Source organism: Streptomyces phaeofaciens (assembly GCF_014648915.1).
Classification (GTDB): domain Bacteria; phylum Actinomycetota; class Actinomycetes; order Streptomycetales; family Streptomycetaceae; genus Streptomyces; species Streptomyces phaeofaciens.
This window is the reverse complement of sequence record NZ_BMSA01000005.1, coordinates 230263-240833: the sequence shown is the minus strand read 5'-3', so window position 1 is coordinate 240833 and position 10571 is coordinate 230263. Positions and strand designations below refer to the sequence as shown.

Sequence of the window (10571 nt, the reverse complement as noted above, 5' to 3'; positions counted from 1 at the left end):
ATCATGTTCGGCATCAGGCGACCGTTGCGCCGGGCCCTCTCGCTGGGGTTGCCCACGGCGTGGGGCGCCCTGGCGATCACCTACAAGCTGACCTGTCCGCTGGCCCAGCAGGACGGGCTCGGCGCCAGGCTCGTCACCAGTGCCGTCTTCTTCGCCGTCGGCACCGGGCTGATACTCCATGTCCGGCGGACCCTGCTGCGCGAGCTGAAACAGGCCCGCCGGATCGCCGGGGCCGCCCAGAGCGTGCTGCTGCGGCCGCTGCCGCCCCGCGTCGACGGACTGCACGTGGCCGTCGCCCAGCTCTCCGCCGACCGCGGCGCCACCGTCGGCGGCGACCTGTACGAGGTCATCGCCACCGAGCACGGCGTACGGGTCGTGATGGGCGACGTGCGGGGGCACGGACTGTCCGCCCTGAGCACCGTCGCCGCCCTCCTCGGCAGCTTCCGCGAGGCCGCGCACGACGAGGCCGACCTCGCTCTCGTCCTGCGCCGGCTGGAGCGCGCCCTCGCCCGCCATCTGCGCGAACGCGCCCGCGACGCCCACCCGGCGAGCGGCCCGACCCCGGACACCGCGCAGACCCCGGTCGCCGAGGAGTTCGTCACCGTCCTGCTGCTGGAGATCGGCCGGGACGGCGAGACGCGGGCCCTGAACTGCGGACATCCCTGGCCCTACCTGCTGAGCGGGCCGAGGGTCGAGCCGTTGTCGAGGGCGGATCCGCTGCCGCCGCTCGGGCTGTTCCCGCTGCCGCCCGAACTGCCCGCCACGCCCTTCGGTCCGCTGGTGCACGGCGAGTGCCTGGTCCTGTTCACCGACGGCGCGGAGGACGCCCGGGACGCCCGGGGCCGGTTCTTCCCGCTGCCGACAGCCCTGGCGAAGGCGGCCCACGACCACCCGGTCTCACCGCAACAGATCCTGCGGACGGTCCTGGCCGCGCTGCTGCGGCACACGGCGGGCAGACCGACGGACGACATCGCCCTCCTGGTGCTCCAGAACGGACGCGGGTGCAACCTCCCGGGGGCGCGGGGAACCGCGCGGCCCACCGCAGCCCACCCACAGCCGACGACGCACCCGTAGCCACGACGCATCGTGGCCACGCCCACCCCGCGGAGCGCATCGCCGGGCCGTCGCTTTTTGAGGGGGAGCCGACGGCCCGGCGAACCTCTTGCGAGGCATTTCAGTCAACCGGCTGGAAACGCTCAGCGACAGCGCGCGTACAGCGTGGATACGCGCACTCCGTTCACACCCCGTGTGAAGACGGACCCACTAGTCTGACGGCACCGAGGCACCGGGGGGCACCCAATGCAGCCCAACACTCTGCTCGACGCGATTCTCGACGAGGCGGGCGTCTCGCACGCGGGCCTCGCCGCCCACGTCAACCAGGCCGGACGGGCGCGCGGACTCGCGCTGCGCTACGAGCACACGGCGGTGGCCCGGTGGCTGAAGGGCCAGCGGCCGCGCGGGCAGGTGCCCGACCTGATCTGCGAGGTCCTCGCGGGGCGGCTGCACCGGCCGGTCACCCTCGACGACATCGGCCTCGGCGTCCCGGGCGAGCCGTCCGCCCCGCACGGCACCTCCCTCTCCGGCTTCGTCGAGCGGGCCACCGCCCTGTGGCGCTCCGACGAGCAGCAGCGCCCGCACCTCCTCGGCGCGCCCGCCGTGACCGGGACGCCCGCCGTGATGCCCGTGTGGGAGTGGGAGAACCCGCCGGAGGACCAGGACGTCTCCCGGGGCGGCCGGCACCGGGTGACCTCCGCCGACATCGAGATGCTGCGCGCCGCCCGTACCCACTACGAGCAGATGTACCGCAAGGCCGGCGGCATCGCGACCCGCAGCCGGATCGTCGGCTTCCTCAACGCCGAGGCGGCCCCGCTGCTGCGCGGCAGCTACACCGACGAGACGGGGCGTCAGCTGCACCGCGCCACGGGCGGGTTGGTGGCCGTCGCGGGCATCTGCGCCTACGACTCCGACGCGCACGGCCTCGCCCAGCGCTACTTCCACCAGGCGCTGCGGCTGGCGAAGGCCAGCGGGGACCGGGGACTTGGCGCGTACGTGATCGCGCTGCTCGTCAACCAGTCGCTGTTCATGAAGGAGTTCCGGCAGGCCGTCGCCTTCGCGGAGGCCGCGCTGCGGGCGGCCGGCCGGCACATCACCCCGGCGCTCGCCTCCGATCTGTACGCGATGCAGGCCAAGGCGTACGCCCACCTCGGTGACGGCACGAGTGCGCTGTCGTGCATCCGGCGGGCGGAGACGGCCGCCGAACGCATCCGGCGGGGGCGCGAGCCCGACGAGACGGGCTATGTCCAGCCGGGTCTGGTCAACGTCCAGGTGGCGGAGGCGCTGCTCAGCCTCGGCGAGATCGGCGCGGCCGCCGAGCACGCCCTGGCCGCCGTCGACAACCCGGCGCACGACCGGGGCCGGGTGCACCGGCTCGCCATGCTCAGCACGATCGAGCTGCGCCAGGGTCATGCGGACAAGGCGGTGGTCACCGCCGTGCAGATGGCCGAACAGGCCCGGGGGATGGAGTCCCAGCGGCTGCGCGACAGACTCCGGGCGGTGCGCGAACACCTCGTCCGCAGCGGCTGTGCCGGTACGTCCGAGGCCGCCGAACTCATCGACGGGGCGCTGCGCGTACCGCTGTAGAACCGTGCGGAGCGGGAACCCGAACACCGGCGAGGCTCAGTCCCTGCTGCGATATTGCCACTTACTCAACGGAAGGTGGCAGAACCGTGCAGTGGACGAAACAGAACGAACAAACTGTGTATGAAAACCGCTGGTTCAGCGTCAACCTGGCCGATGTCGAGCTGCCGAACGGCCGGCACCTCGACCACTTCCTCATACGGCTGCGGCCCGTCGCCGTGGCCACGGTGATCAACGAGGCGAACGAGGTGCTGCTGCTGTGGCGCCACCGGTTCATCACCGACAGCTGGGGCTGGGAACTCGCGGCGGGCGTCGTCGAGGACGGTGAGGAGCTCGCCGGCGCGGCCGCCAGGGAACTGGAGGAGGAGACCGGCTGGCGACCGGGGCCTCTGCGCCACCTCATGAGCGTGGAACCGTCCAACGGTCTCACCGACGCCGTCCACCACATCTACTGGGCGGAGGAGGGCGAGTACGTCGGACACCCCGTGGACGACTTCGAGTCGGACCGCAGGGAATGGGTCCCCCTCAAGCTCGTCCCGGACCTGGTCGCCCGGGGGGAGGTCCCGGCCGCCAACATGGCGGCCGCGTTGATGCTGTTGCACCATCTCAGGCTCGCCGGGGAGTAGCGCGGTCAGCGGGCCAGGGCCTGCCAGATCGTCACGACGAGGGCGCCCAGGGCCGTGAGCGCGGCGAGCGAGGGGAGCGGCCAGCGTGTGTGTTCCAGCGAGATCATGCGGGTGTTCAGCTCGTCCAGTTCCTTGGCGGTCTCCTCGGTGCGATGACTGAGCAGGGCCAGTCCTCCTTCGACGCGGGCGTACGCCACGTCGAGGCGACGACGTAACTCTGCGACTTCTCCATGGACCACGGGATGCTCCGGGTCGGCGGTCACTGGTCCACTCCTTTCCGTGATCGGACGGGGCCGGACAGGTCGGACAGGTTCGGGCAGGTCGGACAGGATCAGGCAGGTCGGACAGGTTCGGGCAAGGTCGCGCAGGCCGAGCGGTGCGCCACCGCATCCCTTGCATGCGCATGATGAGTCAACTCGGCGGGTGGACCGCCGGGGAGCGTGTGCGCGCGGCATATGCGGGCCCGGGGTGCGCACGGGGTGTGAAACACGCGGGCCCGGCGCTCCGCAGAGCGCCGGGCCCGTTCGACGTGCCGCCGGCCGTCAGTACGCGTAGAAGCCCGAGCCGGTCTTGCGGCCCAGCCGGCCCGCGTCGACCATGCGCTGGAGCAGCGGGGGAGCGGCGTACAGCGGCTCCTTGTACTCGTCGTACATCGAGGCCGCCACCGAGGCGACCGTGTCCAGGCCGATCAGGTCGGACAGCTTCAGCGGGCCCATCGGGTGGGCGCAGCCCATCTCCATGCCGTTGTCGATGTCCTCGCGGCTGGCGATGCCCGTCTCGAACATCCGGATCGCGGAGAGCAGGTAGGGGATCAGCAGCGCGTTCACCACGAAGCCGGAGCGGTCCTGGGCGCGGATCGCGTGCTTGCCCAGCACCTTCTCGGCGAACAGCTGGGCCCGGCTGAGCGTGCCCTCGGAGGTGGTCAGCGCGGGGATCAGCTCGACGAGCTGCTGCACCGGCGCCGGGTTGAAGAAGTGGATGCCGACGACCTGGTCGGGCCGCGAGGTGGCGACCGCCAGCTTCACCAGCGGGATGGAGGAGGTGTTGGAGGCCAGGATCGCGTCCGGGCGGGTCATCACCTGGTCGAGAACCTGGAAGATCTCGGTCTTGACCTGCTCGTTCTCCACGACGGCCTCGATCACGAGGTCGCGGTCGGCGAACTCGCCGAGGTCGGTGGTGAAGCTGAGGCGCGCCAGGGTCGCGTCCCGCTCCTCCGCGCTGATCTTGCCCCGTTCGGCGGCCTTGGCCAGGGAGTTGAACAGCCGGGTACGGCCGATCTCCAGGGCCTCGCCGGTGGTCTCGGCGACCTTGACGTCGAGGCCGGCGCGCGCGCAGACCTCGGCGATGCCCGCCCCCATCTGGCCGCAGCCCACCACTCCGACGCGTGAGATGTCTCCCGCTGGGATGCCCGTCACATCGTCCTCTTTTCTGGCCCTTTTCTGACGCTGACGCATCGATGCCCGGGGCAGGTTCGCCGGGTCCCGGACGGCCTGCTCCGATCGTGCACGTTACTAGCAAGTATCGATGATCGATCGTCGGGGTGGGTGCATGCTGTGCGCGGAGACGATCCGTGACCGAACGGATCCGCTGAGTGATGGGGGTGTGTGATGGGGCGAGTGACCCGGCGGGCGTTCGCGCTGGCCGCGCTGTCGGCGTTCACCACGACGGGCGCGGTGGCCGCTCCCCGGGCGGACGGCCGCGGGGCGGCCACCACCGAGATGCGCGGCATGTGGCTGGCCACGGTGGGCAACCGCGACTGGCCGTCGCGCGCGGGGATGACCGCCGCCGCGCAGCGCAGGGAACTGATCGGCTGGCTCGACGTGGCGGCCCGCAACCGGCTCAACACGGTGGTCTTCCAGGTGCGGCCCACGGCCGACGCGCTGTGGCCGTCGTCGTACGAACCCTGGTCGCAGGTCCTCACCGGGACCCAGGGCAAGGCGCCGGGCTGGGATCCGCTGGGCACGGCGGTCGCGGAGGCACACGCGCGGGGCCTCCAACTGCACGCCTGGTTCAACCCGTACCGGGTCGCCACCCACACCGACCGCACCAGGCTGGTCGCCTCCCACCCGGCGCGCAAGCACCCCGACTGGGTGGTGACGTACGGCGGGAAGCTCTACTACAACCCCGGGCTGCCGAAGGTCCGCGCGTTCGTCCAGGACGCGATGATGGACGCGGTGAAGAAGTACCCGGTCGACGCGGTGCACTTCGACGACTACTTCTACCCGTACCCGGTGGCCGGCCAGAGCTTCGACGACGACGCGGCCTACGACGCCCACGGCGGTGCCTTCTCCAACCGGGCCGCGTGGCGGCGCGACAACATCGACCGGCTGGTGCTGGAGACGGCTGCCCGGATCAAGGCCGTACGGCCCGCCACCCAGTTCGGGATCAGCCCCTTCGGGGTGTGGCGCAACGCCTCCACCGACTCCCGCGGCTCGGACACCAGGGCGTTGCAGTCGTACGACGACATCCACGCCGACACCCGGAAGTGGGTGAAGAACGGCTGGATCGACTACATCGTCCCGCAGCTGTACTGGCACATCGGGAACTCCGCCGCCGACTACGCCGAGCTGGTGCCGTGGTGGGCGGACGTGGTGAAGGGCAGCCGCACCCGGCTGTACCTCGGCGAGGCCCTGTACCGGGCGGGTGCCGCGGGCCAGGGCGCCGCCTGGCAGGACCCGGCCGAGCTGACCCGGCACCTGACGCTCGCGAAGAAGTACCCGCAGGCGCGCGGGCATGTGTTCTTCGCCGCCAAGGACGTGACGGCGAACCGGATCGGGGCGATGTCACGGGTGGTCGCCGGCCACTACACGCAGCCGGCGAAGCCCCCGAGCTGACCGTCCGTCGACCGGCCGGCCTACCGCCCCATCGACGGCCCGGTCTCCTTGTGGCGGATCTCGGTGTCGGGGCCGGGGGCGCACACGCCCACGTGCCCGTCCTCGAAGCGGACACGGTACGGGGGGGTGCCCGCCTGGCCCATGACTTCCACGATCTCGCCGACCTTGTCGTGTTGGCCGACCACCCTGCCGTGCTGGACAAGCTGGTCACCCACGGTTGCACGCATCCTAGGAGCCTCCTCACCGAGTGCGGGAGCAGCGGTCCGTGGCCCGAGGGCCACGGGCGCGCCGAGGTGCCGGGCAGGGGCCGTGCGGCCGCCCGCTCAGCCACGCGCCCGCTGGGTGACGGCGATACAGACGAGGACCGCCGCCGCCGTCAACGGGGCGGCCACCGTCAGGTGCTCGCCCAGCAGCAGCACCGACCACACCAGTGTGAGCAGGGGCTGCGCCAACTGCAACTGGCTGGCCTTCGGAATGCCGATGGCGGCCATGCCCCGGTACCAGACGACCAGGCCGAGGAACTGCGAGCCCGCCGCGACCCACAGCAGCCCCGTCACGCTGTGCGCCGTCAGCCGGACCGGCTCGTGGGCGAGCGCGAGGGCCGCGCCGGGCACGGTCAGCGGCAGGCAGAACACCAGCGCCCAGCCGATGACCTGCCAGCCCGGCATCACCCGGGCCAGCCGGCCGCCCTCGGTGTATCCGGCCGCGCACACCAGCAGCGCCGCGAACAGGTACAGGTCGGCGGTGGTGAGGGCGCCGCCGCTCTGCTGCACGGTGAAGGCCATCACCGCGCACGCGCCGACCAGGGCCGCCGCCCAGAAGGTGTGCGAGGGACGGGTGCCGACCCGCAGGGCGGACAGCAGCGCGGTGGTCAGCGGGAGCAGCCCGACGACCACGGCGGCGTGCGCGGTGGTGGACGTCCCCAGCGCCAGCGTGCTGAGCAGCGGGAAGCCGACGACCACCCCGGCGGCCACCACGGCGAGCCCGGTCCAGTGCCGCCGGGCGGGCAGCGGCACCCGCAGGGCGAGCAGGCATCCGCCCGCGATCAGCCCGGCGAGGACACAGCGCACGGCCACCAGCGACCAGGGGCCGAACCCTTCGAGCCCCCAGGCGGTGGCGGGGAAGGTCAGGGAGAAGGCGACCACGCCGAGGGCGGCCTGGAGGGTGCCGAGGCCCGTCGGGTGCGGGGTGGTGGCCGGCGGGTGCGGGCTGGTGACCGCTATCGCAGGTCTGGCAGTAGCGCTACTCTGTGTCTTCATGCACGAGCGTAGCAGTGTCGGTGACCTGGCGAATCAGCTGCGGCAAGAGCTGGACCGCTACTCTCCGGGTGGAAAGCTCCCGTCGAGCCGGGCCCTGGTCGAACGGTTCCGGGTGAGCCCCGTGACCGTCTCGCGGGCGCTGGCGCAGCTGGCCGCCGAGGGGCTGGTGGTGACCCGCCCCGGCGCCGGCGCCTTCCGGGCCCGGCCGCGCCCCGCGGCCCCGTCGGCGAGGGACACCTCCTGGCAGGAGGTCGCGCTCAGCGCGGACGGGGCAGCCGACCTCGTCCCGCGCTCGGTCGACGCCTCCGGTGTCACGGTCTCGCTGGCCGCCCCGCCGCCCGGCGTGATCGAGTTCAACGGCGGCTATCTGCACCCCTCGCTCCAGCCGGAGCGCGCGATGTCCGCCGCCCTGGCCCGGGCCGGACGGCGGCCCGGCGCCTGGGGCCGGCCGCCGGTGGAGGGCCTGCCCGAGCTGCGGGAGTGGTTCGCGCGCACCATCGGCGGCGGTGTGACGGCGGCCGAGGTACTGGTCGCCGCCGGCGGCCAGGCGGCGCTCACCACCGCCCTGCGCGCCCTCGCCCCGCCCGGCGCGCCGGTCCTCGTCGAGTCGCCCACCTACCCCGGCATGCTCGCCATCGCCCGCTCGGCGGGACTGCGCCCGGTACCGGTCCCGGTGGACCCCGAGGGAGTGAGACCGGAGCTGCTCGCCGACGCGTTCCGGGCCACCGGCGCCCGGGTGTTCGTCTGCCAGCCCCTCTTCCAGAACCCGACCGGCGCCGTGCTCGCCCCCGGCCGGCGCGCCGAGGTGCTGCGCATCGCGCGGGAGGCCGGCGCCTTCGTCGTCGAGGACGACTTCGTACGGCGGCTCGCGCACGAGGACGCCGGTCCGCTGCCCCGCCCGCTCGCCGCCGACGACCCCGACGGAGTCGTCGTCCACGTCGGCTCGCTCACCAAGGCGACCTCGCCCAGCTTCCGGGTCTGCGCGCTGGCCGCCCGCGGACCCGCGCTGGAACGGCTGCGCGCGATCCAGGTCGTCGACTCCTTCTTCGTGCCCCGCCCGCTCCAGGAGGCGGCCCTGGAACTCGTCGGCTCGCCCGCCTGGCCCCGCCATCTGCGGGCCGTCGCCGCCGAGCTGCGGGCCCGCCGGGACACGATGGCCTCCGCGCTCGCCCTGGAGCTGCCCGAACTCGCCCTCCCGCACATCCCGGCCGGCGGCTACCACCTCTGGCTGCGGCTGCCCGACGGCACCGGGGACACCTCCGAGGCCTTCGGCGCCGGGGGAGAGGCCGCCTTCACCGCCGCCGCCCTGCGCGCCGGCGTCGCCCTCACCCCCGGCCGGCCCTACTTCAGCGCCGAACCCCCCGCCGCCCACGTCCGCCTGAGCTTCGCGGCGGTCGCGGGGACGCGGGAGATCACGGAAGGCGTACGGCGGCTGCGGGCGGCCTGCGACGAGGTGTTCCCCGGAATCCGTTCGACGAGGTGAGCGTCGGGCTGTGAGGATCCCGCCATGACGGTCATGAACGACACCCCGGCCCTCGCCGAGGGCTACGAGATCTCCGCCGACCCCGCCCGTATCGACGCCGCGCGCGTGCACCACTGGCTGTCGACCGACGCGTACTGGGCGCTCGGGCGGGAGCGCGAGAAGCAGGACCGGGCGATCGCCGGGTCGCTGAACTTCGGCGTGTACGACACGGCGTCGGGCGCGCAGGTCGCCTACGCGCGTGTGGTCACCGACCTCGCGACCTTCGCCTGGCTGTGCGACGTGTACGTGGACCCGGCGGCGCGGGGCAGGGGCATCGGCACGGCCCTCGCCGGCACCGTGCGCGACCATCTGCGGCCGTACGGGCTGCGCCGGATCCTGCTCGCCACGCACGACGCGCACGGGGTGTACGAGAAGGCGGGCTTCGAGCCGCTGGAGCGGCCGGACCGGTGGATGGCGCTGATCTTCGCCAAGCTCGGCATGGCGTGAGGCGCACGTTTTCGCAGGACTTGTCCGGCACTTCCTGACCCTGCGGTAAGAATTCTGCGCACGCCGGCCGACACCTCTTGACCTGCCCAGTTGCTCGGCCCACCATCGCCGCATGCCACTTCGGGTCACATTCGTCGCCGCCGCACGCAGCTCCCCGCTGCTCGCGGAGCGGTTCGAGGACGACCGGCCGCTGGACCAGGCGGGCTGGGACGAGGTGCAGCGCGCGGTCGGCGAGCTGCTGCCGCTCGCGGCCGCCGAACTGCGCTACTGCTCACCGACCCCGCGCAGCCGGGCCACCGGCGACGCGCTCGGGTACGCCCCGCTCGTCCAGCCGGCCCTGCGCGACTGCGACATGGGCCGCTGGCGCGGCTTCACCCTGGGCGAGGCGATGGCCCGCGAGCCGGAGTCGGTTGACGCCTGGCTCTCCGACCCGCTGGCCACCCCGCACGGCGGGGAGTCCCTGCTGGACTTCATCACCCGGGTGGGCGGCTGGCTCGACACCCGCCCGGTGGGCGACGGCGGGCGGATCGTCGCCGTGGCCGAGCCGAGTGTGATCCGCGCGGCCCTCGTCTACGCGCTGAAGGCGCCGCCGTCGACGTACTGGAACATCGACGTGCGCCCGCTGTCGACGACCACCGTCACCGGCCGGGGCGGACGCTGGAACCTGCGCTTCGACGGGGCCGCGACTCAGTCCACGCGCGCGTAGTCCGTCGCCAGCAGCAGGTCCTTGGCCGGGCCGCCGACCTGCCAGACCGACCGCCAGTGGTCCGCGTCCCGGACGGTGAACTCGCCCCGGTAGAGGTCCGCGGAGCACGGATGGTCGGCCGTGTGCCGTCCGGTCGTCAGGTCCAGTGTGTGGAAGGGCCGGCCGTCGGCGAACCGTACGTCCGCGGTCCCCGGCACCGGCCCGGGCAGGAAGCGCAGGGTCCGCTCGGCGGGGCGCGGGACGCCCTGCCAGGTGAACGTGCCGGACTCCTCGTGCAGCAGGCCGCCGCCGGCCAGCGGGCGGAACACGGTGGTGCCCCGGAAGTACCCCTCGCCGTCGCCCGCGAGGTCCCGCACCACGCGCTCCACCCGCCAGCTCCCGGCCAGATGGGCCAGGGTGTCCGGTACGGGCCAGAACGTCCCCATCGTCATCCCTTCGCCCGCGGTCGCACGGCGACGGCTGCCGGCGCGTCCGTGCCCCCGACGATACGCCCGCCCCATTGACGCGCTCATGCCCCGTCTCTATCTTGCCGTTCGAAGT

Annotated in this window: 12 protein-coding genes; 7 read left to right on the top strand and 5 right to left on the bottom strand. The window is 73.1% G+C overall.

The features are described from left to right. Window positions 1-3 precede the first annotated feature (3 nt). The 3 genes from IE275_RS12600 to IE275_RS12590 all read left to right on the top strand — a co-directional run bounded on the left by IE275_RS12600 (window position 4) and on the right by IE275_RS12590 (window position 3263). A complete protein-coding gene (locus IE275_RS12600) occupies window positions 4-1074 on the top strand; it encodes a PP2C family protein-serine/threonine phosphatase (RefSeq protein ID WP_189710929.1) in 1071 nt (356 codons plus the stop codon). A 225-nt stretch (window positions 1075-1299) separates the two neighbouring features. Next, window positions 1300-2640 carry an NsdA family TPR-like regulatory protein gene (locus IE275_RS12595; protein WP_189710927.1) on the top strand — a complete coding sequence of 447 codons (1341 nt, stop codon included), beginning with the start codon at window positions 1300-1302 and terminating at the stop codon, window positions 2638-2640. Window positions 2641-2726: 86 nt separating this feature from the next. Next, the gene (locus IE275_RS12590; RefSeq protein ID WP_189710925.1) at window positions 2727-3263 is read left to right on the top strand and encodes an NUDIX hydrolase; all 537 of its coding nucleotides are present in this window, start codon (window positions 2727-2729) and stop codon (window positions 3261-3263) included. Between the two features lie 5 nt (window positions 3264-3268). Here IE275_RS12590 and IE275_RS12585 read toward each other — a convergent pair whose 3' ends face one another. Beyond that, window positions 3269-3526 (bottom strand): hypothetical protein, encoded by a 258-nt coding sequence (locus IE275_RS12585; RefSeq protein ID WP_189710923.1) that lies wholly within the window; start codon window positions 3524-3526, stop codon window positions 3269-3271. A gap of 279 nt (window positions 3527-3805) precedes the next feature. Then, on the bottom strand, window positions 3806-4678 hold the full coding sequence (locus IE275_RS12580) for a 3-hydroxybutyryl-CoA dehydrogenase (RefSeq protein WP_189710921.1): 873 nt from the start codon (window positions 4676-4678) through the stop codon (window positions 3806-3808). Between the two features lie 192 nt (window positions 4679-4870). Between IE275_RS12580 and IE275_RS12575 the strand changes: the two genes are divergently transcribed. Further along, window positions 4871-6097, top strand: coding sequence for a glycoside hydrolase family 10-like protein (locus IE275_RS12575; RefSeq protein WP_189710919.1), 1227 nt, complete (start codon window positions 4871-4873; stop codon window positions 6095-6097). Window positions 6098-6117: 20 nt separating this feature from the next. Here the strand turns inward: IE275_RS12575 and IE275_RS12570 are convergent, their stop codons facing one another. Further along, window positions 6118-6324: a DUF1918 domain-containing protein gene (locus IE275_RS12570; RefSeq protein WP_189710917.1), complete on the bottom strand. Its 207-nt coding sequence runs from the start codon at window positions 6322-6324 to the stop codon at window positions 6118-6120. A gap of 96 nt (window positions 6325-6420) precedes the next feature. Then, on the bottom strand, window positions 6421-7356 hold the full coding sequence (locus tag IE275_RS12565; RefSeq protein WP_189710915.1) for a DMT family transporter: 936 nt from the start codon (window positions 7354-7356) through the stop codon (window positions 6421-6423). Here IE275_RS12565 and IE275_RS12560 point away from each other — a divergent pair. The 3 genes from IE275_RS12560 (at window position 7355) to IE275_RS12550 (ending at window position 10031) form a co-directional block, all read left to right on the top strand. Next, on the top strand, window positions 7355-8839 hold the full coding sequence (locus IE275_RS12560; RefSeq protein WP_189710913.1) for an aminotransferase-like domain-containing protein: 1485 nt from the start codon (window positions 7355-7357) through the stop codon (window positions 8837-8839). The genes IE275_RS12565 and IE275_RS12560 overlap by 2 nt on opposite strands. A 33-nt stretch (window positions 8840-8872) precedes the next feature. Continuing rightward, a complete protein-coding gene (locus IE275_RS12555; RefSeq protein ID WP_189711122.1) occupies window positions 8873-9325 on the top strand; it encodes a GNAT family N-acetyltransferase in 453 nt (150 codons plus the stop codon). A gap of 112 nt (window positions 9326-9437) precedes the next feature. Beyond that, window positions 9438-10031, top strand: coding sequence for a histidine phosphatase family protein (locus IE275_RS12550; protein ID WP_189710911.1), 594 nt, complete (start codon window positions 9438-9440; stop codon window positions 10029-10031). On the opposite strand, the gene IE275_RS12545 is transcribed toward IE275_RS12550, so the two are convergent. Next, the gene (locus IE275_RS12545; protein ID WP_189710909.1) at window positions 10013-10456 is read right to left on the bottom strand and encodes a DUF6314 family protein; all 444 of its coding nucleotides are present in this window, start codon (window positions 10454-10456) and stop codon (window positions 10013-10015) included. The genes IE275_RS12550 and IE275_RS12545 overlap by 19 nt on opposite strands. Window positions 10457-10571 lie beyond the last annotated feature (115 nt).

Excerpts from the sequence above, each read along its gene's own strand:
- IE275_RS12600 (WP_189710929.1), top strand. The coding sequence starts at position 4 with ATGTTCGGCATCAGGCGACCGTTGCGCCGGGCCCTCTCGCTGGGGTTG.
- IE275_RS12595 (WP_189710927.1), top strand. The coding sequence starts at position 1,300 with ATGCAGCCCAACACTCTGCTCGACGCGATTCTCGACGAGGCGGGCGTC.
- IE275_RS12575 (WP_189710919.1), top strand. The coding sequence starts at position 4,871 with ATGGGGCGAGTGACCCGGCGGGCGTTCGCGCTGGCCGCGCTGTCGGCG.
- IE275_RS12570 (WP_189710917.1), bottom strand. The coding sequence starts at position 6,324 with ATGCGTGCAACCGTGGGTGACCAGCTTGTCCAGCACGGCAGGGTGGTC.
- IE275_RS12560 (WP_189710913.1), top strand. The coding sequence starts at position 7,355 with ATGCACGAGCGTAGCAGTGTCGGTGACCTGGCGAATCAGCTGCGGCAA.
- IE275_RS12565 (WP_189710915.1), bottom strand. The coding sequence starts at position 7,356 with ATGAAGACACAGAGTAGCGCTACTGCCAGACCTGCGATAGCGGTCACC.
- IE275_RS12555 (WP_189711122.1), top strand. The coding sequence starts at position 8,873 with ATGAACGACACCCCGGCCCTCGCCGAGGGCTACGAGATCTCCGCCGAC.
- IE275_RS12550 (WP_189710911.1), top strand. The coding sequence starts at position 9,438 with ATGCCACTTCGGGTCACATTCGTCGCCGCCGCACGCAGCTCCCCGCTG.
- IE275_RS12545 (WP_189710909.1), bottom strand. The coding sequence starts at position 10,456 with ATGGGGACGTTCTGGCCCGTACCGGACACCCTGGCCCATCTGGCCGGG.